Annotated in this window: 13 protein-coding genes; 10 read left to right on the top strand and 3 right to left on the bottom strand. The window is 61.7% G+C overall.

Annotated elements, in window-relative coordinates; translation table 11 throughout:
- The first annotated feature begins 305 nt into the window (after nt 1-305).
- Nucleotides 306-1,325, top strand: coding sequence for a M42 family metallopeptidase (locus DWW51_RS01205; protein ID WP_117637363.1), 1,020 nt, complete (start codon nt 306-308; stop codon nt 1,323-1,325).
- Nucleotides 1,326-1,461: 136 nt separating this feature from the next.
- On the opposite strand, the gene mnmA is transcribed toward DWW51_RS01205, so the two are convergent.
- The gene (mnmA, locus tag DWW51_RS01200) at nt 1,462-2,685 is read right to left on the bottom strand and encodes a tRNA 2-thiouridine(34) synthase MnmA (RefSeq protein WP_255413074.1); all 1,224 of its coding nucleotides are present in this window, start codon (nt 2,683-2,685) and stop codon (nt 1,462-1,464) included.
- A gap of 58 nt (nt 2,686-2,743) precedes the next feature.
- Complete coding sequence (cysK, locus tag DWW51_RS01195; protein WP_117773072.1) at nt 2,744-3,682, bottom strand: cysteine synthase A; 939 nt, start codon at nt 3,680-3,682, stop codon at nt 2,744-2,746.
- A 253-nt stretch (nt 3,683-3,935) separates the two neighbouring features.
- On the opposite strand from cysK, the gene DWW51_RS01190 reads away from it, so the two are divergent.
- Complete coding sequence (locus DWW51_RS01190) at nt 3,936-4,364, top strand: Rrf2 family transcriptional regulator (RefSeq protein ID WP_117564502.1); 429 nt, start codon at nt 3,936-3,938, stop codon at nt 4,362-4,364.
- 140 nt (nt 4,365-4,504) lie between these two features.
- On the opposite strand, the gene DWW51_RS01185 is transcribed toward DWW51_RS01190, so the two are convergent.
- Nucleotides 4,505-4,870 carry a phage holin family protein gene (locus DWW51_RS01185; RefSeq protein WP_117655581.1) on the bottom strand — a complete coding sequence of 122 codons (366 nt, stop codon included), beginning with the start codon at nt 4,868-4,870 and terminating at the stop codon, nt 4,505-4,507.
- A 324-nt stretch (nt 4,871-5,194) separates the two neighbouring features.
- Between DWW51_RS01185 and DWW51_RS01180 the strand changes: the two genes are divergently transcribed.
- The 8 genes from DWW51_RS01180 to DWW51_RS01145 all read left to right on the top strand — a co-directional run bounded on the left by DWW51_RS01180 (nt 5,195) and on the right by DWW51_RS01145 (nt 22,145).
- Nucleotides 5,195-5,494, top strand: a complete 300-nt coding sequence (locus DWW51_RS01180; RefSeq protein WP_022094855.1) for a YerC/YecD family TrpR-related protein — start codon at nt 5,195-5,197, stop codon at nt 5,492-5,494.
- Nucleotides 5,495-5,715: 221 nt separating this feature from the next.
- The gene (locus DWW51_RS01175) at nt 5,716-8,868 is read left to right on the top strand and encodes a PD-(D/E)XK nuclease family protein (RefSeq protein ID WP_117773070.1); all 3,153 of its coding nucleotides are present in this window, start codon (nt 5,716-5,718) and stop codon (nt 8,866-8,868) included.
- 3 nt (nt 8,869-8,871) lie between these two features.
- Entirely contained in the window at nt 8,872-12,495 is a 3,624-nt protein-coding gene (locus tag DWW51_RS01170) for a UvrD-helicase domain-containing protein (protein WP_117773068.1), read from the top strand.
- Nucleotides 12,496-12,630: 135 nt separating this feature from the next.
- Nucleotides 12,631-12,816, top strand: coding sequence for a DUF3284 domain-containing protein (locus DWW51_RS01165; RefSeq protein WP_117655584.1), 186 nt, complete (start codon nt 12,631-12,633; stop codon nt 12,814-12,816).
- Nucleotides 12,817-12,877: 61 nt separating this feature from the next.
- A complete protein-coding gene (locus tag DWW51_RS01160; RefSeq protein WP_117655585.1) occupies nt 12,878-14,077 on the top strand; it encodes an MFS transporter in 1,200 nt (399 codons plus the stop codon).
- A gap of 240 nt (nt 14,078-14,317) precedes the next feature.
- Complete coding sequence (gene dnaE / locus DWW51_RS01155; protein WP_117655586.1) at nt 14,318-18,121, top strand: DNA polymerase III subunit alpha; 3,804 nt, start codon at nt 14,318-14,320, stop codon at nt 18,119-18,121.
- A 28-nt stretch (nt 18,122-18,149) separates the two neighbouring features.
- Entirely contained in the window at nt 18,150-21,614 is a 3,465-nt protein-coding gene (locus tag DWW51_RS01150) for an SNF2-related protein (protein ID WP_117773066.1), read from the top strand.
- 168 nt (nt 21,615-21,782) lie between these two features.
- Nucleotides 21,783-22,145, top strand: coding sequence for a desulfoferrodoxin family protein (locus DWW51_RS01145; protein WP_117655588.1), 363 nt, complete (start codon nt 21,783-21,785; stop codon nt 22,143-22,145).
- Nucleotides 22,146-22,199 lie beyond the last annotated feature (54 nt).

Genomic DNA, 22,199 nt, shown 5'->3' with positions numbered 1-22,199 from the left:
GCGCATAAAGAAAGCCTCCCATTTCTCATGTCCAAGAAATGGGAGGCAGTTCATTGCGCGGCGGGGCCTTTTACGTCCTGCGGAATGCGCCCGGAGGGAGACCCGGGACCGCCTGCGTTCTTTTCTCAGATGCCGGGGTGCCGGAAAGATTGTGGGGCTAACGGGCAGGGGCCCGCCGGCTCGTTATCGTGGCGGGCGCTGCTCTGGGAAGCTCGATGGGTTGTCTCGCTAGGTAAATAATTGTGCGTGGTGGTATTGTTGCTGTGGGTTTAATTCGATATGAAAGGGTGACTTTGGTGTCCCAGATGGATTCTACGCTCTCCTATATTACTGACCAGTTGAAGGCGCTTACCTCGATTGCTTCGCCTACGGGCTATACCCGTGCGGCGACTGATTATCTGATGGAGACCCTGCGCGATATGGGGTTTGGGCCCGAGCGTTCTAATAAGGGTAACGTGCTTGTTGAGCTTGGTGGCGAGGGTGAGCCGCTCGTGTTGGCGAGCCATGTCGATACCCTGGGTGCCATGGTACGCTCCATTAAGGACAATGGTCGCCTGCGCCCCACGACGCTCGGTGGGCATCAGTGGTCTACGGCTGATGGCGAGAACTGCACCGTTTATACGCGCGATGGCAATGTGTACACGGGTGTGGTCCTCAATACCGAGCCTTCGGCGCATGTGGCCGATGAGCCGGTCAAGACCATCGAGAAGAACATGGAAATCCTGCTCGACGAGAACGTTGACAGCAAGGACGATGTGCTCGAGCTGGGTATTCAGACCGGCGACATCATCGCCATGGATCCGCGTACCACGGTGACGGAGAGCGGCTACATCAAGAGCCGCTTCTTGGACGACAAGCTGTCCGCGTCGATTCTGCTGGGTTTGGCCCGCGCCGTTGCTGGCGGCGAGGTGACGCTTTCGCGCAAGGTATCGCTGCTCTTTACGGTGTACGAGGAGGTCGGCCACGGCGGTGCCTTCGTGCCGGCCGACACGCGCGAGATGATCAGCGTGGACATGGGCTGCGTGGGCGACGACCTTGGCTGCACCGAGCGCATGGTTTCGATTTGCGCCAAGGATTCGGGTGGTCCGTACAACTACGACCTGGTAACCACGCTGTCCAACATCGCGCGCGAGCTGGAGCTCGATTACGCCATCGATGTGTACCCGCACTACGGCTCCGACGTCGAGGCCACGCTCTCGGCCGGCTATGACATTCGCCATGGTCTGATCGGCCCCGGCGTGTACGCGAGCCACAACTACGAGCGCAGCCACATCGACGGTGTGCGTAACACCTTTGAGCTGGTCCGCGCCTACGTCCAGCGCTAACGATGCAGCGGCCTCGGCTGACACAATAGTGCCGACCGAGGCCGTCCTCTCTAACTTGCGGTGAAATAGGGACTGTTTGGCGGTTTTAAACGCTTAAACAGTCCCTATTTCACCGCAACTTATAAAGGGGATGGGGCTATTTGATGGCTGCCGTAACGGTACCGCCGCCCAGGACGATGTCGCCGCGATAGACTACAACGGCCTGGCCGGGGGCGATGGCTCGTTGCGGCTCGTCAAAAGTTAGCAGCATTTGTCCGCCGGCGCCACGTGTAAGGGTTGCTGCCTGGTCTTTCTGACGGTAGCGGTACTTGGCGCCCACGCGGATGCCGCCGGCGTCGAGCTCCGCCTCCATGTGGTCGGCGGGGGCGCTCCAGATCCAGTCGTTGGCCGTGAGCGCTGTGGCCGCCAGGTCCTCGGCCTCGCCCAGATGCACGGTGTTGTTGGCGGCGTCGACGCCCGTTACGTACACGGGATGCGCCATCGCAACGCCCAGGCCCTTGCGCTGGCCGATGGTGTAGCGCAGCGCGCCGTTGTGGCGCCCGACCACGCTGCCGTCGCGCCACACAATGTCGCCCGGTGCAGCGGGATGTCCGCAGCGGCGCTCGATATAGCCCGCGTAGTCACCGTCTGGAATAAAGCAGATGTCCTCGCTTTCGGCCTTCTGGGCGTTGGTAAAGCCCTGCTCGGCGGCTATGCGGCGCACGTCGCGCTCTTTGTCCAGCCCAGCCAGCGGAAATATCGTGCGTGCCAGGCGCTCTTGCGTGAGCGAATACAAAAAGTAGCTTTGGTCCTTTTTGGGGTCCTCGCCGCGATGCAGCTGCCAGGTGCCGTCGGGCGCCTGGCTCGTTTTGGCATAGTGGCCTGTGGCGATGTAGTCGCAGCCCATATCCAGCGCCGCATCCAGCAACGCGCCAAACTTAATATGGCGGTTGCAGATGATGCACGGATTGGGCGTCAGCCCCTCCTGGTAGGCGTTCATAAAACGCTCGACAACGTTGCGGTCGAAGGTTTGCTGCAAGTCGAGCACGTGATGGGGTATCCCCAGGCGCTCGGCGACGGCCTTTGCATCGGCGATGTCGCGGTCGACCTTACTCATGCCCGTGGTGGGATCGGGCGCGGGACAGGTGAGGCGCATGGTGGCGCCGACGCATTCGTAGCCCTGGCTTTTGAGCAGGTACGCAGTCACGCTGGAATCGACGCCGCCGCTCATGGCGACGAGCACGCGCTTGTTGTGCATGGGGAGGTTCTCCTTGGTGGCATGTGGCCAAAAAAGAAAAGCGGCGCGGGAGGCTGGTTCCGCGCCGCAGACATTGTAGCAAGTTCGGACGTCTCGTGGGACACCCTGATGGGATGGGCTCAGGCTGCCAGAAGAGAGGGGAGACCGGCGTGCCTTGGACTCGTTCTAAGAACGAGAAGCCCTAGTCCTGGAAGAGCGCCGTGGACAGGTAACGCTCACCGGTGTCGGCGAGCAGCGCCACGATGGTCTTGCCCTCGTTCTCGGGGCGCTTGGCCAGCTGCAGTGCGGCCCACACGGCGGCGCCGGACGAAATGCCCACGAGCACGCCCTCCTTGTGGCCCACGGCGCGGCCGGTGGCAAAGGCGTCGTCGTTCTCGACGGGGATGATCTCGTCATAGACCTGGGTGTCGAGGACGTCGGGCACAAAGCCGGCACCGATACCCTGGATCTTGTGCGGGCCGGCCTGGCCCTTAGAGAGCACCGGGGAAGTGGCGGGCTCAACGGCGACGACCTGAATCTGGGGGTTCTGCTCCTTGAGGAACTCGCCCACGCCGGTCACAGTACCGCCGGTGCCAACGCCGGCGACGAAGATGTCGACCTCGCCGTCGGTGTCATCCCAGATCTCGGGGCCGGTCGTGGCCTTGTGAATGGCCGGGTTCGCGGGGTTCACAAACTGGCCGGCGATGATGCTGTTGGGAGTTTCCTTCTGCAGCTCCTCCGCCTTGGCGATAGCGCCCTTCATGCCCTTGGAGCCGTCGGTGAGCACGAGCTGTGCGCCGTATGCCTGCATGAGCTTGCGGCGCTCGACGGACATGGTCTCGGGCATAGTGATGATCACCTTGTAGCCGCGGGCCGCCGCCACCGAGGCGATGCCGACGCCGGTGTTGCCGCTCGTGGGCTCGATGATGGTGTAGTCGCCACCGCGCACGAGCTTGCCGGCCTTCTCGGCCTCGTCAATCATGTTCTTGGCGACGCGGTCTTTGACGGACCCGGCGGGGTTGAAGTATTCCAATTTGACGAGCACACGGGCCTTGAGGTCATCGTCGGCCTCGAAGTGGGTGAGCTCCAGAAGCGGGGTGTGGCCGATAAGCTGATCGATGGACGTGTAAACATTGCTCATGGTGAACCTCCAAAGTGTTCAAATGACTGGATACCGTGTGGTTTTACGGTGTGTGTGGCAGCGAAACCCACAAACCTTATAGGTTGTTCGTTTTGCTGTTGGCAAGCATAGTAGACAGTAAAGCCTAGTAACGCAATAGGAAATAGAAGATTATTACGAGTCGATTAACCATCTTGACGGGAATAGGTATTTTCAAAACCAATTTTTCGGCTAGAATTTCTACGAATTAAAAGACCGAAAGGCAGCTATATATATGTTGGTTTCCACAAAGGGCAGATATGCCCTGCGCGTTATGGTCGACCTGGCCGAGCACCAGGCGACAGGCCGTATCCCGCTTAAAGAGATTGCGGCGCGTCAGGGTATTTCGGAGAAGTACCTCGAGAATATTCTGGCTACGCTCGTGCGCGCCAACATGCTCTCGGGCATGCGCGGCAAGGGCGGCGGCTATGTGCTCACGCGCCCGCCCGAGCAGTACACGGTGGGCGAGATCTTGCGCCTGACCGAGGGCAGTCTGGCGCCGGTCGCCTGCCTGGATGGCGACTGCAAGGGTTGCTCGCGCTCTGACGAGTGCCCCACGCTCGACGTGTGGAAGAACCTGGACAAGCTTATCAACGACTACCTCGACGGTGTGACGCTCGATCAACTTGTCGCTCCCAACGAAGGCTACGACTACGTGATCTAGCCCACCTGCCATTTGGGGACGGGGTGGAAATGGCAGATTCTCTCGCCCTTTGAGACTTGGCAAATAAGAAGGCCGCCCATTTTTGTGATGGGCGGCCTTCGTTTTGGGCTGTTGAGACGGGCGCGGCCGGAATGGCCGTTTTAGCCCCCGGCGATGCTGTCGAGGATGCTGCGCATGATGGACACCAGGATGCTGCCCATGAAGGCCGATCCAAAGCTGGCGATGGAGATACCCGCGCCCAGCAGATTGACCGACAGATAGCTGGCCAGCTCGAGCATAAAGCTGTTGACTACGAGCTGAAAAATACCCAGCGTAATGATCGTGAGCGGCAGCGAGATAACCGTCAGGAACGGCTTGACGAGCGAATCGACGATGTTCAGGAACAGTCCCACGAAGGCGAAACAGACCCAGGCCTCGGCAAAACCGAAGGGCTGGATGCCGGGGACGAGGAACGTGGCAATCGCGATGGCGATCGAGGTAAAGAGCCAGTTAAGCATAAAGCGCATGGTGTGAATCCTTTCTTGCGCAGGGTGCGTCGGCGTCGCGTGAAGCGGTTTGCTGCGGCAGCTTGGACGGCCGCTCGGGTGTGCCGCCTTGTTCGGCCGCCCATTGTCTCAGATATTCGTGGAGCTTACGTGCGCATTCGGTTTCAAAACGGCGTTCGTCCTGAAAAACGCGCCGCTGGCAGAGAGTCTTGTCGCTTTAGTTTGGTGGTGTGCTACACTGCTACGGGCAAAAGCCACAGGCGTTGCCCTATTGCATAGAACGGGCGAACGATGCCCGATGTCAGTATCAACTTCGATGCCTTATGGCGGGTTTGGCGGTGATCGATGAATATCGAGAACATGTTTGACAAGCCTGATGTCAAGCAGCTGGTCCACGCATTTAGTCTTTTGGATGACGAGAAGGATATCCAGGCGTTTTTGACCGATATCTGCACGCCGCGCGAGATCTGCGATCTTTCGCAACGTCTGCAGGTTGCGCGTTATCTGGATGAGGGCGAGCCTTATGTTGAGGTTCAGGCCCGCACCGGCGCTTCGTCCACTACGGTGAGCCGCGTTTCAAAGGCACTCAACGGCGAGTACGGTGGCTATCGCAAGATCCTCATCAAGCTGGAGGATGGCGAGTAGGCCAGCGGCAACAAACGAATTGCGCAGAACCGTCCCTTCGGGGGCGGTTTTTTGATCCTTTGGGGACGGAGGAAAACGGATCACTGGGTTAGACTGACCTCCTCGGTGATCCATTTTCCTCCGTCTCCAAGGGGTCAAATCTGTTGGCGTGGGGCAAATCTGTCCGCGCGGGCGGGTAGGATGGAAACATCGAATATTGCGAACGGTTTGAGTGGAGGACCATGCCTGTTCGAATCTATACCACCAACGCCGGCGCGGATTTGAGCGATGCCGAGGCGGCGCTGCTTGCCGACCTTATTGCCCGCCACGGGCGTGCCGTGCTGCTGGCGCCAACGTTTGCCGAGCTCGACCTGTGCCGTCATGATGCGGCGGAAGCCGGCGTTTCGCTGGGTATTGACTACAAGACGCCTACATCGTGGCTTCGCTCGCTTTGGGAGCTTTTGGGCGACGGGCGCGGTTTCGTCGACAACCTGCAGCGCCAGATGCTGTTTTCGGACATGGTAGCGCGCCTCGACGACGCCGACCTGCAGCCGCTTTCGCGCAGCCAGGGCACGGTGCGTATGCTCGCGCGTATGGCTCGCGATGTGCTGCCGGGTGTGGCAGGGACAGGCGCCGAGCGTTGCTGCGACAACGTTTGCAAGCCCAAGCCCAAAAGCGACGCCGAGGCTCGCGTGTTTGAACTTTTGTGCGCCTATGCGCGCGGTTTGGACCGTCGAGATATGGTCGAGCCCTGCGAGGCGGCTGACATTATGGCCGGCGCTTTGGCCGACAACCTGCCGGGGTGCGCCCGCGCCGTTTGCGTGTGCGGCGTCACGTCATTTACGTATAGCCTGCTCGAGCTGCTGTCCGCCGTGGCAAACAACGGGGGAGAGGTTGTCGTGCTGCTTGCCCGCGAGCAAGCGGCGATGCGCGAGGAGCTTGCCGCGGCATTTGATGTCCGCGGTGTGCTGTTTGAGATCGCGCCGCTGGGGGAGGGCGCCGCCGCGCCCCAGACTGCCTCCAAGTCCGCTGCTCAGCCTGCCTTTATTGAGGTCGCCGGCCCCCATGCCCGTGCCCATGCTTATGCGGACGTCATCGATAAGTTGGTGAAAGCGCACAAGGAGTCCAAGGACGATAAAGCTGCTGCAACACCCGCCGACCCCGTACGCGTGCTCGTTGTTTCTGCCCGGGCACCCCAGCTGTTCGGCGAGCTTGCCGCTCGTTTGGCGGCGCGCCACGTTGCTGCCGAGACGGCCGAGTTCACGGCGTTTTCCCAATCCATTGCGGGCAGGCAGTTCACGGCGCTCGCCAACCTGATCGAGCGTATGAAGGCCGCCGACGAAGGGGCAGCTTCTAAGACTGAGTGGTGGCCCGCTCCGGAGCTTACCGACTGGATTTACAGCCCGCTTTCGGGTGCCGACGCCGCCAGCGCGCGCACGTTCGACAAGAATATGCGACTGTCGCGCAGCAAGACCACTGCGGGCGTCAAGAGCCTGCTGCAGAGCGTGCAGGGCCAGGTGAGGGGCGCGCGTAAAGCGGCGAGCGACGAGAACTGGTTTAAGAACGTGCCGTGCGTGATCTCGGACGTGTTCCAGGCGCTGTGGCGCGACAAACCCGTGACGGCGCTCAAGGCCATGCTTGCCGTTGCCGAGGCACTGCCCGATCGCGCACTTGGCGGTCTCGACGGTCAGGCCCGTCGCCAGGCGGAGGTGGCCCTGCTGCGCCACGTCATCGACATCCTTATGAATGGCGCCCGTGCGCTCGACGTGTCGCAGGCCGCGACCGTGCCCGTGCTCGATGACATTCGAACCAAGGTGGACAAGCGTAGCGCCGCCTACGATTACGAGACCTACGAGGTTGACCGTGCGCCACGCGCCCAGGTTCGCTTTGCTTCGCTTGCCGATGCGGCGGCTCTGCGCCCCGGCAGCTACGATGCCGTGCTGTTTGCCGACGTCGACCTGGACAGTTATCCGCTCTCACATGAGGAGGGCCCGCTGGCAACGCTGACGGCAGAGTTAGATCGCAGCGGTGTGACGCTTGAGCCTGCCGCCTTGTTGCGCGTGCGCTTTGGCCGCGCGATGCAGGCCGCGCGCGGTCCGGTTGCGCTTGCCCGCGTGACGCACGATCGCCAGGCGCGCGAGTGCTACCCGGCTGCCGTGTGGACCGAGTTGCGGGCGCATGCCGAGGCCGCTAACGATGCTAAGGCCGCTGACGCCGACAAGGCCGCTGACGACGCTAAGGCCGTTGGCGCCGACAAGGCGAAGTGCGTGGGTGAGGGCGATATCGTAAGGGACTTCGATCCCGCGGCAGGCGAAGGTCTTAGGCGCGAGCGCGTGACCTGCGAAGCTCCTCAGCATCTGAGCGATGAAGCCATTCCGTATCTGGTCCTGCGCCGTCGCGATGGCGAGGGCGAGGATGCGCCGCTGGTGCCGCGCCTGACGTCCGCTTCGCAGATCGAGGCCTATTCCACCTGCCCGCTGTGCTGGTTCGTGTCGTATCGCGTCAAACCCCAGTCCATCGATGCGGGCTTTGGCAACATGGAGAAGGGCAACTTTGTCCATGACGTGCTGGAGCACTTGCATGCCCGTCTGCCCCAGGAGGGCATGGAGCGCGTGACGCCCGAGAACCTGCCACGTGCTCAGGAGCTGCTGCACGAGGTCTTTGCCGAGACCCTGGCCGAGCACGCCGGCAAGCGCGGTACCGAGGGCCCGCTGGTGCCGCTCTCTCCAGTGGAGGAGCGCCAAGTGGCCGAGATTTTGCCGCAGCTGGAGGGCGTGCTTGCCTATGAAGCCGAGGCGCTCGCGCCCTTCGCGCCGCGCTACCTGGAGTTTGCGTTCAACGAGCTCCAGGTCGAGTATGCCGGCTGGCCGCTTGGCGGGCGCATCGACCGCGTGGACGTGGACGCCGAGAATCGCGCCGTGGTAATCGACTACAAGCATCGCACGGGCGTTGAGGAGTTTAAGCTCGCCGACCCTACGGTGCGCGACGAGGAATCAGGCACGGCGCCCATCGACGATCCGCGGTGGCTGCCGCCCCATACCCAGACGCTTATCTATGCGCAGGCTATGCGCCGGGCGCTGGATCTGGACACCCGCGCGGCGCTCTATTTTTCGACCAAGGGCGGCAAACCGGCGCTGCGAGGCGCCGCGAGTGCCGAGCTGCTCGAGGAGGAGCGTGGTGACGGCCGCATCCCGGGGCTTAAGAAGGGCTTTCCCGGCGAGGGCGGCAGCATGGACTTCGACGGCCTGCTCGATCGCGTGGAGGACGGCATCGCCGAGCGCCTGCGCGAGCTCGAGGCAGGCAACGTTGCCGCCGTCGACCCGGCGTCGACGCAGGCCGCGCATGCGCGCTGCTCGTATAACCACGAAGGAACGTTTGTAAGGAGGGACGTGTAGACCATGGATCTTTCGACTTTGATGCCGCAACAACTGCAAGTCGTCAAAACGCTCGACCGCCCGCTGTTTGTCTCGGCAGGTGCCGGCTCGGGCAAGACCTTTACCCTCACGCGCCGCATCGTCTATGCGCTCTCGCCCGAATCCGGTCCGTTTGTCGAGCATCTGGATCAGGTGCTCGCCATTACCTTTACCAAAGATGCCGCGGCCGAGATTCGCGACCGCGTGCGTCGCGCGCTTATCGAAGAGGGTATGGACGAGGAGGCCCTGACCGTCGACGATGCGTGGATCTCGACCATTCACGGCATGTGTTCGCGCATCCTGCGCGCGCATGCGTTGGAGCTGGGCATCGATCCCGAGTTCACGGTGCTTACCGATACCGATGAGCTTATGGATCAGGCTGTTGAGCATGTGCTGGCCCGAGCGACGGCGCCCGATGCCGCCCCCGAGCTCGCCGCTTCGCTTAAAAGCCTCTACGCCTGGTATCCCATGGCAGGCGAGGGTGGCCTCTTTGGCGCCGGCACCACCATCAAGGGCCTGGTGCGTGAGCTGCTGGAGCTCTCGAGCCAGCTGCCGGGCGGTATGGACGACGTGTGCGTGGCGCGCGGCCAGGCCGATACCTCGGCACTCGCCGATGCCTATCGTGCGGCGCTGGGCGCAAGCAAGGCCGCGACCGAGAAAGCGCAGGTGGCACTCGATGCCATCGACGCGTTTGAGGCGAGCGGCAAAACCATGGAGGATGCGGCGCGACTCATGATGTCGTGCAGCATGCCTCGGGCGAGCAAGGCGTTTCCTAAGGAGCAGGTGGAGCTGCTCAAGGCCGAGGCCGCCGATGCATTTATCAATATCGTGCTTGCCTGCGGCGGTCCGGCGCTCGATGCGCTGGTGGGGCTTGCTCGTGCTGTGGAGGCTGAGTATCGCGCGCTGAAGGCCGGCCAGTCCGCGCTCGATAACAACGACCTACTGCGTATGGCGTACGAGGCGCTGCGCGACTATCCGGCTATTCGAGCGGCCTATGAGGGCCGCTTTAAGATGGTCATGATCGACGAGTTCCAGGATACCGACCAGATGCAGGTCGATTTGATCCGTTACCTGACCGGCGCGGGTGAGCGTGCGCTGTGTACCGTGGGCGATGCGCAGCAGTCGATTTATCGTTTCCGTGGCGCCGAGGTCGAGGTCTTCCGCCGCCAGGAGCGCAAGGTGGGTTCGACGACGGCGTCCGAGACGGTCGCCACGTCCGATGCCCCCGCCGGCGAGCTCGTCAAGCTTGTACGCAACTTCCGCAGCCACGACGAGGTGCTGCGCTATGTGGCGCGCGTCTTTGACGGCGACACCGGTGGTTTGATGCAGGGGTTCTTGGATCTTGAACCGAGCGACGAACGCGAGGACAAGCTCAAGGCGAAGGCATCGCGCCGCCAGGCGATCTTCGTTGCCGGTGACAGTACGCAGGAGCGAACGCAGGCGAAAGCTCGTGCGATTGCGGAGCGATTCCAAGCACTCGTTAAAGCGGGCCAGCCCCAGGGCAGCATGGTCCTGCTGCTGGGCCGCATGACCAACGCCGATGTCTATGCGCAGGCCTTCCGCGACCAGGGGCTCGACTGCGTCATCGCGGGCGGCTCGGTCTTTGCCCAGGCTGCCGAGGTCCAAACGGTGCGTGCTCTGGTGTGCGCGCTTGCTAACCCGGCCGATACGGCGCAGGGTCTTATGCCGCTGCTGGCCTCGCCGATGTTTGCGCTCGGCGGTCAGGAGTTCCTGGCGCTGGCGACCAAGCTGGACGACCAGACGGGGGAGACCTCGCGCCGCAACATCGACGTGGGCATCATGAGCGATTGCGATGTGCCGGGGCTGCGGGATCTGCCGCTGCTGACGCGCGCCCGCGAGGTGCTGCGCTATGCGCTTCGTCGCGTGGGGCGCGATTCGTTCGCCGCCATCGCGCGCGATACTGTCAACGCCTCCGGCTGGTTTGTGCGTCTGGCGCAGCGTGGTCCCGAGGGCAAGGCCATCGCCGCCAACGTGCTCAAGGCGCTCGACGCCGTGGCCGAGGCAGAGGCCGAGCTCGGCAATTCTCCGCGCTCCATCGCGCTCGCCTTCGACCGCTTCTTGGCGGGCAAGGAGGCCCCGGGCGCGCTCAACGAGGAGGGCGACGGCGCGGTGCGCATCATGACGGTGCATGCGTCCAAGGGTCTGGAGTATCCGGTCGTAGCGGTTGCCGAGTGTTTTGGCGTGCGCAAATCGTCCGGTGCGGCTCAGATGGGGCGTGTCGAGGGCGGAGCGCAGGTCGTGGCGCTGCCGGCACGCTTCGACGGCGTTAAACTCGCGGACGGCACGTTCGTGAAGGGCGATGACGTCAAAAAGCAGTTTGAGCACGCGTTTAAGGGCAAGGGCATGTCGCTGTGGCTGCCGCCAGAGCTCATGGAGGACGTCTGTGCGACGGGCTCTCCCGCCGAGGCATTTGCCCGCCTGCGTAACGACGACCTGCAGCTTTCGCTCGAGGAGCGGGCTCGCTTGCTCTATGTCGCCATGACGCGTGCGCGAGAGCTGGTCATTCTGGCGATGGATGCCGGCGTGAGCCGCGGCAAGGTGACGGCGCCGACCTTCGACGTCGAGACCGATCTGACCTATGACGTGCTGCGTCGTATTCTGCCTACCGACGCTCTGGACATGCCGCAGCTCGATGCCGACCGCCTGGTGTTCGACAACTCCAAGCCGGGCGACTACGAGCTCATTTCGCTTTCGGACTTTACCTTTGGCGAGCAGGCGTTTGAGGCCAACGCTTCGCTGGATGCCGAGGGCAGGCTTGTCCGCGGCGATGCGGAGCCGGAGGGCGCCGGTGCGGATGCCCGCGCCGCCGTTCCCGGCCCTGCCGACCCCGAGCCCGATGCGTTTGAGCTCGTGTATCCCCAGACGGTGGGCGTGCGCATGGGCGCCTGCCCGTATCCGGCGCGCGATTCGTACAGCTACTCGTCAATTGCCGCGGCGCTGCATGCCGAGTCCGAGGACCGTGCCGCCGAGGCACACACGCCCATGGACGAGGCCGGCAATGATGCGGAGTCGGATGGTTCCGAGATGACGGATGCAGGCGTGGCCGCCGTTGAGCCCGCCGGCAACCCCATGGCGCTGGGCTCGGCGTTCCATGCCGCCTGCCAGTGGCTGATCGAGATGGGTGCCGATGCGCTGCCCGCTGAGCGTGCCGATGCGCTGGCGCGCCTGTGGTGCCTGACGCCGGAGCAGCGCGAACGCTTCGACGTTGCCCTGGATCGCTGGCTCAAGTCGGCGGTCCGTGCCGAGCTGCTTGCCTGGCCGTGCGTTCGCGCCGAGGTGCCGTTCTTTTCGCTGGGCTGCGAGGATGAGGACATCGCTCGCTACGCTGCATATGCCGAGGGCGCCATCGATGCTTTGGCGACGAACCCGGCGGATTCGTCACGCGCGCTGGTCATCGACTACAAGACGGGCGGCACACCGGACGAGACGCCGGAACAGCTGCAGGAGAAGCACGCCCTGCAGGCGCGCGTTTACGCTGATGTTCTGCACAAGGCGGGCTTTGAGGCCGTGACCGTCAAGTTCGTCCGCGTGGAGCAAGTCGACCTCGCCAACCCGTGCGAGCCTCAGGTGGTCACCTACAGCCTCTAGCCCTCAATAACTTGCGGTGGAATACGGACTGTTTTGGCCAAAAAAGCCGCCAAACAGTCCGCATTTCACCGCAACGCATGGGAGAGCCTGGGGTGGTACAATGGCTCGAACGGTTCAAACGAATAAGGAGCCATCATGCAGCTCGCCAAAACGCTTAAGGTGACGCCGGAGGAGCTTTTTGACGCTCTGGCGGGGTCCATCATGCAGGATATCGAGAACGCCACGGGCAAGCGTCCCAGCCGCAACAAGCTCAACGGCTATAAGTACGAGAAGCGCGCCCAGTCCGCAAAAGGCAAGGTGACTCTTCATCGGAAACCGTGAACGCTTCGGGCTTCGAGTCAGTAGCGAGCGGCCCGACAAAAGTAGTTGATGGAAGTGCCAAATGAATAAGAATGCCGCTACGCAACTGCACATCTATTCCGCCTTTTTCGTTCTCGCGGGATTTGTTTTAAATCGGGGAGTGTTTCTACTTTTCCTTGCGGAGAAAGGAATGTCTGTCACGGAAATCGCGCTTTATCAAGCCCTGTTTAACATTACAACGGTCGTTCTCGAGCTGCCAACAGGGCTGATAGGCGATTTCTTTGGAAAGAAGTTTTCGATTCAAGTGGGCGTGCTGCTGCTTTTCTTCCATACGGCTGGCATGCTGTTGCTCTCAGGTCCCTTTCTTGTCGTGCTTTCCCTTGTTGAGGCACTCGCCTACTCCCTTCAATCGGGATCCGAACAAGCACTTTTATATGAAATTGCCCGGAATGCCGGTCAAGGAGAGCGTTTCCTCACCATCAACGCTCGGCTGCTTGCCGCGCAATCAATCGCTACGGGAATGGCGATTGTGCTCGGATCTTTCATTGCCCAAGTATCTTGGAGCGCCCTCTACGTATGTGTCTCCGTTTTCTATCTCCTGCAGCTTTTCCTTCTGTATCCCATTGAGAGGACGGAAGCGACCCGTTCTGAAAGCTCTGAAAAGGGAAGGTTTGACGCGGCCAAGATGTTCAGACGCGAAACCTGGCGTGTTGGAGAATCCGCTTTTGCGGTATTGCTTCTTCTAATCGGCACAAGCATGCTCGATGGATTCTATGGGAGTTATTACAACTTGAATCAGTTGGTATTCGACGCATTTGATGCTCCTGTCTCCATAATAGGAATCTTTTTCGGTGCATCCTATGCAGTAAATGCGACGGCCTACATTGCAGCAGATTTATTCTCATTGCGTTTCGGGAAAAGAAATACCATGCTCGGCTCGATGCTAATCGAGGCTGGCCTTTTCATGATTCTTCCGTGGTTCGCTTCAAATCCGCTGTGTTTGTTTGGCCTTAGCATGGTGCTTTGTTTTCTCCCAGAAGTGGTGTACATCACTTCGGAAAACTTAATCCAAGACGCGATAGCGGACGATCTCCGCGCGACGATCCTTTCCGTCGCGTCTCTGGTAAGGGCTCTCTTTTCTGCAGTGTTTTTCTCCATATTTGGACATGTGTTGGGGTTATATCCCATTCAGATAGCGCTCGGTATTATTGGTGCAATCGCGATAGCAATTACCGCCGTTGTTTCATTAAAAATGGTTGGAATACAGGTCTCCAAGAATTGATATATCGATTGACGAGCTATCCGAAGCGTCGAGCCTTCTTGATGGACATGACTATTCGTCACAAATCATTCCGCGCATCGCCGGGGTTCCAGTAATACTCGATATATCTGGATGCCCTCATTCCCCTTTTTGAAGGTCCCAAATTGACTACCCGTGTTGGTTTGGCTAGGTTCGGGTGCTATCCGCGCCGTGCGGTAAAATCGTTCAGTCAGAACACGAACCCGCATCGGAGCTCATCACATGGCATTCGTCCATCTGCACAACCACACCGTTTTCTCCATGCTCGACGGCGCAACCCGTATCCAGGATATGGTCAATCGCGCCGTAGAGCTGGGCATGCCCGCCGTCGCCATTACCGACCACGGCTACATGTATGGCGTGCCCGACCTGGCGCTGGCCTGCGACGCCGTCAACCACAACACGCCTGAGTACAAAACCTGGAGTCACGACAAGGCCTTTTTGGAAAAGGATCGCCGCGACGAGCTGGTGGAGCCCGATCCCGAGGAAAACCCGCGCGAGCATGCCCAGTATGTGAAGGACATGGCCATGTGGGACGAGAAGGGCAACATCGACGAGCTCAAGCCGCCTCTGGTCATCAAGCCCATCTTTGGCTGCGAGGTCTACTTTACGCCGGACGAGACCCTTGCTCGCGACCATAAGCCCGAGCTCTACCACATGATCCTTCTGGCCAAGGACCAGGAGGGCTACGTCAACCTGATGCAGACGGTCTCCGAGGCAGCCGTGCAGGGCTTTTACTACAAGCCCCGCGTGACGCTCGACAACCTGCGCCGCCACGCCAAGGGCATGATCTGCACCAGCGCCTGCATCGCGGGCATCATTCCCAAATACATCGACCGCGGTGACATGGAGGGCGCCATCAAGTGGGCCGAGACCTTCCGTGATACCTTCGAACCTGGCGACTTTTATATCGAGATCCAGGAACACGGCATCACCACCGACAACGGCCTGACCGATGAGCAGATGGACCGCACGCTCATCGACATCGCCAAGCAGGTAGGCGTCAAGGTCATCGCCACCAACGACTTCCACTACCTGCGCCGCGAGGACGCTCCCGTGCAGGACGTCATCATGTGCATTGGCATGAACGCCAAGGTCGACGATCCCAACCGCATGCGCATGACCGGCTCGGAGTTTTACATGAAGTCCGAGGAGGAAATGCGGGCGATGTTTCCGTATTGCCCCGAGGCCTGCGACAACACGCTCGAGATCGCCGACAAGTGCTACGTGGAGCTGGACTGGGACTCCATCATCCTGCCGCGCTTCCCGTTGCTCGATCCCGGCGAGACGCACGAGAGCCAGTTCCGCCGCGAGTGCGAGAAGGGCCTGCGCCAACACTATGGCGACGACTGGGCCACGCGCGAGATCGGTGGCGTCAACATCAAAGAGCGCTTTGAGTACGAATACAAGGTCATCTGCGACAAGGGCTTTGCCGCCTACTTTTTGATCGTCGCTGAGTACGTGCAATGGGCCAAGGACAACGGCATTGGCGTCGGCCCCGGCCGTGGCTCGGCTGCCGGCGCTATCGTCGCCTACGCCATGAACATCACCGCGTTCGATCCGCTCGAGAACGGCCTGATGTTCGAGAGGTTCCTGTCCCCGCAGCGTACCGAGATGCCCGATATCGATATGGACTTCGACGATGAGCGGCGCCTCGAGGTCGTGGAGCACGTTCGCCAGCTCTACGGCCCCGAGAAGGTCACCCACGTCATCACCTACTCGACCATTAAGGCCAAGCAGGCCATCAACGACGCCGCTCGCGTCCTGGACTACCCGGTCTACATGGGCCAGCGTCTGTCCAAGATGGTCTCGAGCGACCCCAAGGTCAAGCTCAAGCAGGTGCTCGAAAAGCAACCCGGCAAAGAGGACCTGTTTAACCCCGATTTTGCCGAGGCATATAAAAAGGACGACGACGCCCGCCGCATCATCGACACGGCGCTCTCAATCGAGGGCCTCACCCGTGGCGAGGGCGTGCACGCGTGCGCCGTTCTGATCTGCCGCGACCCCGTCAACGAGCACGTGCCCACCAAGCTCGACACCAAGGGCGGCGTCGAGATTACCCAGTACGAGGGCCATACCGTTGCCGACATGGGCCTGCTCAAGATGGACTTCTTGGGCCTGCGCACGCTGACTGTTATCTCCAAGGCCAAGGCAAACATCAAAAAGAACTTCGGCATCGACATCAAAGAGGAAGAGATTCCTTTTGACGACCCCGAGATCTTTAAGCTCATGGGTTCCGGCCACACCGCCGGCGTCTTCCAGGTCGAGTCCGCAGGCATGACGGCCACGATCAAGAACATGAAGCCCACCGAGTACAAGCACGTCGTAGCATTGATCGCCCTGTACCGCCCGGGCCCGCTGGGCGCCGGCATGGTTTCGTCCTACATCAACCGTATGAACGGCAAGGAGCCGGCGGTCTCCTACGACGACCGCCTGGACGACATCCTGGGCGAAACCTACGGCACCATGGTCTACCAGGAGCAGGTTATGCTCATCTCCGTCGAGATGTGCGGCTTCTCCAAGGGCGAATCGGACTCGCGTATCCGTAAGCCCGTGGCTAAGAAGAAAATCAAGCTGCTCACGTCGACGGTGCTCCACTGGGAGGATGGCTCCGACGAGACCACCTACGACCACTGGATGAACGGCGCCATCAAGAACAACTATACGCGCGAGGTCGCCCAGAAGATTTGGGACGATGTTCTCGAGTTCGCGTCCTACGCCTTCAACAAGTCGCACTCCGCCGGCTACGCCATCCTGGTTATGCAGACGGCGTGGCTCAAGGCGCACTATCCGCACGAGTACATGGCGGCCGTTCTGACGTCCTATACGGGCAAGACCGACAAGATCGTGCACTACGTCTCGGCATGCCGTCACGACGGCATCCCCGTGCTGTCGCCAGATGTCAACGAGTCCGGTACCGAGTTCACGGCTACCAAGGAGGGCGTGCGCTTTGGTCTGGCCGGCATCCGCGGCGTGGGCACCGGCGTGGCGCAGGCGATTATCGCCGAGCGCGAGGCGGGCGGCCCGTTTAAGACGCTGCACGACTTTGTCGAGCGCGTGGACTCGAGCCAGGCCAACCGCCGCGTGATCGAATCGCTCATCAAGGCAGGCGCCTTCGACTCCACGGGGTATCCGCGTCGCCAGATGATGCACTTTGTGGACAAGAACAACCCCGAGAACATCATCGATGCCGCGGTAAAGCGCCAGAAGGATCGCGCGAGCGGCCAGACGTCGTTCTTCGATATGTTTGGCGACGTTGAGGGCTCGGGCTTTGAGGTGAGCGTGCCCGATCCGGATGGCCAGGAATGGGACCGCCACCTCAAGTTGAGTCAGGAGAAGGAGGTTCTGGGCATCTATGTCTCGGACCACCCGCTGCGCCCGTTTGAGTATGCACTAGCCAAGGCGCGTGACTTCTCGTTCTCGCAGATCGACACCGGCTACGAAGTTCAGAATCCTACGGGCGGCACCATCAACCAGGAAATTCCCGAGGGCAAGGCGCTGTGGTGGGCCGGCATGGTCTCGAGCGTGTCCAAGCGCGTGACCAAAAACGGTGACCCCATGGGCATCGTGCAGCTCGAGGACATGGAAGGCGAGGCCACCGTCGTCGTGTTCCCCAAGACCTACAAGGAGGCCGAGGGGTACCTGTACGGCGAGGTCGATCCCGAGACCGGCGCGCAGCTGTCCGATGCCTTTGTGCGCATTAAGGGCAAGCTCGAGCGCTCGGACCGCGGCGACCAGATCATCGCGCAGGAGATCGTGCCGCTCGAGCTTAACGAGGAGAACAACAAGCCCAAGGTGTTTGAGGTCATGGTGCCCAACAGCCGCTTTAGCCAGGGCAATATGGCGCGTCTTGCCACGGTGCTTACCGCCAACCCGGGCGGCGACCGCGTGGAGATCTTTATCGAGCAGGTGGACGGGCGCGTGCTACGTGCCGAGGTGCCGGCCAAGGTCAACGCGCGCTCGATTCCGCTGCTGGCCGAGGCAAAGGCGATTGTGGGTAACCAGGGTCGCGTGACGGTTATCTAAGCTACCCCGGGTGAGATTGGAGGAAGTGATGGCGCAGGGGACGTTTGTGCAGGCGCTTCGCAAAGAGGCGGCGTTGAGCGGCACCTTTATGAAGGGCCGCTCGCTCATGCTCAACGGCGCCGTGCTGTCGATTGAGGACAGCGGCTCGCGCTTCTCCAAAAACGTGACGGTTGAGGGCTCGGTGCGCGGCTCGCGCGGCGACCTGTACAAGACGCACGTGGCGCTCGATATGGACGAGCACGAGGTTATCGACTACGACTGCGACTGCCCCGCCGCATACCGCTATCCCGGTATGTGCAAGCACGCCATCGCCACAGCGCTGGCGTACCTGGACACCAGCGGCATTGAGCCTGTTGAGGGGCTGCGCACGCCGGTTCGCACGTTTACGGCGCAGCCGAAACAGCCCGCGCGCGCCGCGTCCGCCGCGCCGGCCGTCAACCCCAACTTTCCCTTCCCGGCGCCCGTCCCCACGAGCCCGAGCCTTGTGGCGGCGCTTTCCGATCTTTCGGACGCGCGCATGGATGAGCTGGCGAGCATGCGCCGCAAACTTGCCGGTGCCGTTGATCCCGACGCCCCCAAAGCGGCGTTGGAGCCCTCGTTGGTGCCGTACTACAATCCGCTGTTCGCTGACCGCTTTAGCTGGGCGCTCGAGTTCCGCATTCGCTGTGGATCGGTCTCCTACGTGGTCAAGGACATCGACGGCATGGCCGATGCCTACGTGCGCGGCGGCACGTTCTCCTATGGCAAGAAGCTCACGTTTGTCCATTCACCTGAGGCCTTTGACGAAACATCGACAAAGCTGCTCAACCTTGTTGTGACGACAGTTGCCTATCTCGATGACATCACAAGCTCGCGTTCGGCGTCGTACGACTTTGCCCGCAGCGGTTTTGTTGCCGAGCGTCAGTTGCCGCTGTCCGAGCATAGCATCGTATATGTGCTGGACCTGCTGCGCGGCCAGACCATCTCCTTTGAGCCCGCCTGGTCGCGGGGGACGACGACGCGTCGCACCTACGACGTGGCGGTTGAGCTGTCTCCGCAAGGGGAGGACGAGGCGTCCGCTAAGCGCCCACCACTTCTTGCCGCCAAAATCGCGCCGGCGGCTGGTGGTAGCTATGACCTGCGCCTGCCCGCCGATATGTACTGCTTTGCGTCGGGCGATGCCGCCTACTTGGTTGACACGCGCCGCGCGCGCCGTACCGACGCTGCATTTGCTCAGCATGCCGCACCTTTTTTGTCGCGCTTGCTGCCGTGCCGCACGCCCGCCCATATTGCCGCCGAGCAGGTGGGTGAGTTCTGCCGTATGGCGCTGCCCATTTTGCGCGACTATACCGACCTCACCGCGCCCGCCGCGCTCGATACTGTGGCACCCGAGGCGAGCTTTGCCATGGCAATCGGCGTCGACGATGGTCTTGTGACCTGCAAAATTACGGTTACCTACGGCGATTGGTCGGCTGATCTCTTTAGTCTTGGTGCTCCGGGCAGTCCTTTCGAAGAGCAACGCCCCGGTGTGCCACCCCGCGACGAGGTGGCGGAGTTTCGCGTTATGGATACAGCGGCCCTGTACTTCGATTTCTACAAGGGCGGTCTGGCGTTTGAGGAGCGCGATGATGAGAGCCTGTTCTGTCTGCTGACCGAGGGTCTGTCCGCCCTGTCCGAGCTGGGTGAGGTCATGCTCAGTGACCGTCTGCGCCAGGTCTCGGTCCGCCCTGCGCCCAAGCTTTCGGTGCGTGCGACCGTCAAGAGTAACCTGCTCGACGTCGAGCTGGGCGCGAGCGGGCTTTCGGCCGCGGACCTTGCCGTCTATCTCGATTCGTACAAGCGCCACCAGACGTTTGCGCGCCTGACGTCCGGCGACATCGTGCGCCTGGATGAGGGAGCGCGCGCCGCGTTTGGCCTTGCCGAAGATCTGGGTGTCGATGCCGTCGACCTGCTCGACGGCGTGTCGCTTCCCGCGTCGAGCACCCTTTTTGTCGATAGCATGCTCGCGCGCACGCCGGCGCTCGAGGCCGATCGCGACGCCGCGTTCCGCCGCACCGTCGAGCGCCTGGACACGCTCGGCAAGATGGACTTTACGGTACCCGCCTCGCTCAAGGCAACGATGCGCGGCTACCAGGTCGACGGATACCAGTGGCTCGGCTCGCTCGAACACCTGGGCCTTGGCGGCATCTTGGCCGACGACATGGGCCTGGGCAAAACGCTCCAGATGATCGCGCATATCCTGGCGCGCGTGGAGGCGGGGGACACCAAGCCCACGCTCGTGGTATGCCCCGCGTCGCTCGTGTACAACTGGACCGCCGAGCTGGAGCGCTTTGCCCCGTCGCTCGATGTGTGCGCCATCGTGGGCGCCAAGGCGCAACGCCGCGTGCAGATTGCCGGCGTGGCCGAGTATAACGTGGTCGTGACGTCGTATGACCTTATGCGCCGCGATATCGACGAGTACGCCGGGCAGGATTTTGCCCGCGTGGTGCTCGACGAGGCCCAGTACATTAAAAACCCGCTCACCCAGGTGGCCCGCGCTGCCAAGCGCCTGCCGGCCGGCGTGCGCTTTGCCCTGACGGGAACGCCTATCGAAAACCGCCTGTCCGAGCTCTGGAGCATCTTCGACTTTTTGATGCCGGGCCTGCTGGGCACGCGCGAGTCGTTTGCCAAGCGTTTTGAGAGCCCCGTTGAGCATGCCGAGGGCGACAGCGCCGCTCGCCTGCAGGCGCTCGTGTCGCCGTTTGTGCTGCGCCGTGTCAAGGAAGACGTGGTGGACGATCTGCCCGAAAAGATCGAGGACACCGTCGTGGCTCAGCTCACCGGCGAGCAGCGCAAGCTTTACCTGGCAAACCAAGACCGCATCGCCCAGCAGGTGCAGCACCGTGAGGCATCCGAGTTTAAGAAAGACAAGCTCAAGGTGCTCGCCGAGCTCACCAAGCTGCGTCAGATCTGCTGCGACCCGCGTCTACACTACGAGGATTACAAGGCGGGGAGCGCCAAGCTCGACGCTTGCATGGAGCTCGTGCACGGCGCACTCGACGGCGGGCATCGCATCCTGCTGTTCAGCCAGTTTACGGGTATGCTCGATATCATCGGCAAGCGCTTAGCTAAGGAGGACATCGCCTTCCTTAAGCTCACGGGTGCTTCGTCCAAGGAGAGCCGCGCCAAGATGGTCGCGCAGTTCCAAGCGGGCGAGGTTCCGGTCTTTTTGATTTCGCTCAAGGCGGGCGGCGTGGGCCTCAACCTGACGGCGGCCGACGTGGTCATCCACTACGACCCGTGGTGGAACGTGGCGGCGCAGGACCAAGCGACCGACCGCGCGCATCGTATTGGCCAGCAACATACCGTGACCGTGTACAAGCTCATCGCCAAGGACACGATCGAGGAGCGCATCATGCAGATGCAGGAGTCCAAGCGCGATCTGGTCAACAGCGTGCTCGGCGGCGACGGCATCTCGTCGGCGCTGTTCACGCGCGAGGATGTCCTGGCGCTGCTGGGCGGCGAGGGACGCTAGCCTGCGCGCTGATGCATACGTAGCCGGGCGCTCGGAATTGCCGACGCGCCCCGGCATCGACCGCTTAACGCGCCCGTTATGTGTTCATTTGCAATGCCGTGGATGGTTTGTCTGCCTTTGGGCATAAGAACCATCAGGAATATTGGCACATCAGCAAAGGAGAACATCATGGCGAAATTCTTTAAGGACTCCGACGGCAAACTCGTTGCCGCCCTTGGCGACGGCGTTGCGACCCCTGCCGGCTGCACGGAGCTGACCGCGAACACCGAGGATGCAGCGCACGAGAAGCACGTGCCTGTTGTCGAGATCGAGCGCGACGGTCACGTCATTCGCGCACGCGTGGGTTCGACGGAGCACCCCATGCTGCCCGAGCACTACATCGAGTGGATTGCGCTTGAGGCCGAGGGCCGCTTAGAGGTCCATTACCTTGAGCCCGGCATGAAGCCCGCGACGTTTTTCGCCGGCGGCTCCAAGACCGGTACCGTCTATGCCTACTGCAACCTGCATGGGCTGTGGTCCGCGACGTTCTAGGAGCGCGCCCCCGCTCGGGGTATCATAGCTAGCATATGCACATGCGAGCGCCGG

The sequence above is a fragment of the Collinsella sp. AF15-51 genome (assembly GCF_003462845.1).
GTDB lineage: Bacteria > Actinomycetota > Coriobacteriia > Coriobacteriales > Coriobacteriaceae > Collinsella.
The sequence above is the reverse complement of the archived record's forward strand: the minus strand, read 5'-3'. Positions and strand labels throughout refer to the sequence as shown.

What these genes read in the sequence shown, in the direction of transcription:
- DWW51_RS01205 (WP_117637363.1), top strand. Translation starts at nt 306, where the DNA reads ATGGATTCTACGCTCTCCTATATTACTGACCAGTTGAAGGCGCTTACC.
- cysK (WP_117773072.1), bottom strand. Translation starts at nt 3,682, where the DNA reads ATGAGCAATGTTTACACGTCCATCGATCAGCTTATCGGCCACACCCCG.
- DWW51_RS01190 (WP_117564502.1), top strand. Translation starts at nt 3,936, where the DNA reads ATGTTGGTTTCCACAAAGGGCAGATATGCCCTGCGCGTTATGGTCGAC.
- DWW51_RS01185 (WP_117655581.1), bottom strand. Translation starts at nt 4,870, where the DNA reads ATGCGCTTTATGCTTAACTGGCTCTTTACCTCGATCGCCATCGCGATT.
- DWW51_RS01180 (WP_022094855.1), top strand. Translation starts at nt 5,195, where the DNA reads ATGAATATCGAGAACATGTTTGACAAGCCTGATGTCAAGCAGCTGGTC.
- DWW51_RS01175 (WP_117773070.1), top strand. Translation starts at nt 5,716, where the DNA reads ATGCCTGTTCGAATCTATACCACCAACGCCGGCGCGGATTTGAGCGAT.
- DWW51_RS01170 (WP_117773068.1), top strand. Translation starts at nt 8,872, where the DNA reads ATGGATCTTTCGACTTTGATGCCGCAACAACTGCAAGTCGTCAAAACG.
- DWW51_RS01165 (WP_117655584.1), top strand. Translation starts at nt 12,631, where the DNA reads ATGCAGCTCGCCAAAACGCTTAAGGTGACGCCGGAGGAGCTTTTTGAC.
- DWW51_RS01160 (WP_117655585.1), top strand. Translation starts at nt 12,878, where the DNA reads ATGAATAAGAATGCCGCTACGCAACTGCACATCTATTCCGCCTTTTTC.
- dnaE (WP_117655586.1), top strand. Translation starts at nt 14,318, where the DNA reads ATGGCATTCGTCCATCTGCACAACCACACCGTTTTCTCCATGCTCGAC.
- DWW51_RS01150 (WP_117773066.1), top strand. Translation starts at nt 18,150, where the DNA reads ATGGCGCAGGGGACGTTTGTGCAGGCGCTTCGCAAAGAGGCGGCGTTG.
- DWW51_RS01145 (WP_117655588.1), top strand. Translation starts at nt 21,783, where the DNA reads ATGGCGAAATTCTTTAAGGACTCCGACGGCAAACTCGTTGCCGCCCTT.